Here is a 594-nt window from a genome sequence, read left to right as displayed (position 1 = left end):
GAGGCCACCACGGCGTCGTTGGCCGCGCTGCGGGTCTTGCCCGGGCCGCCGCGCTCCAGCAGGTCGAGCGAGGGCAGCGCGTACGTGATGTCGCCGGCGAGCTGCAACTGCTCGGCGCGCGGCTGGAGGCCGCCGGGGCGCTCGGGCAGGTCCGGCGGCTCGGGCGTGGCGCGGGTGAGGTCGGGCACCTGCTCCACGGCGTTGCCCTGCTGCCCGCCCGCACCGTCGCGGTCCGCGCCCTGGCCACCCCGCGTGCCACGCGCGCCGGGCAACCCCGCGCCGGAGTCGGTGCTGATGCCGCTGCTGAGCCCGGCGACCAGCGGCGAGGGCTGCACGCCGTGCAGCACCGCCCCGTCCAGCGAGGCGGCGGCGGCCGCCGCCACGTCCACCGCGTCCATCGGCCTGCTCTGCGGCGGCTCCACGTCGTCGGTGTCCGCGGCGGCGGCGGCCCGGCGGGGCCTGCGCCGCTTGCTGAGCGCCTCCTCCTCCGCGCGCTCCGCGTCCGCCGCGCCCTCGTCGCCCCCGCGCGCGCCCCGCCGGGGGCGCCGGGCGGGCGCCTGCCGCCACTGGTCCGCGTACTCCTCGTCGTCGTAC

The 594-nt window shown here is 80.6% G+C and carries 1 pseudogene; it reads right to left on the bottom strand.

Going from position 1 to position 594, the window contains the following annotated elements:
• Positions 1-594 (bottom strand): annotated as a pseudogene (locus KUM32_RS40695) (cell division protein FtsK); the annotation flags it as partial.

Source organism: Streptomyces sp. AC627_RSS907, from assembly GCF_019049165.1.
This window is presented reverse-complemented; position numbering and strand designations above follow the sequence as displayed.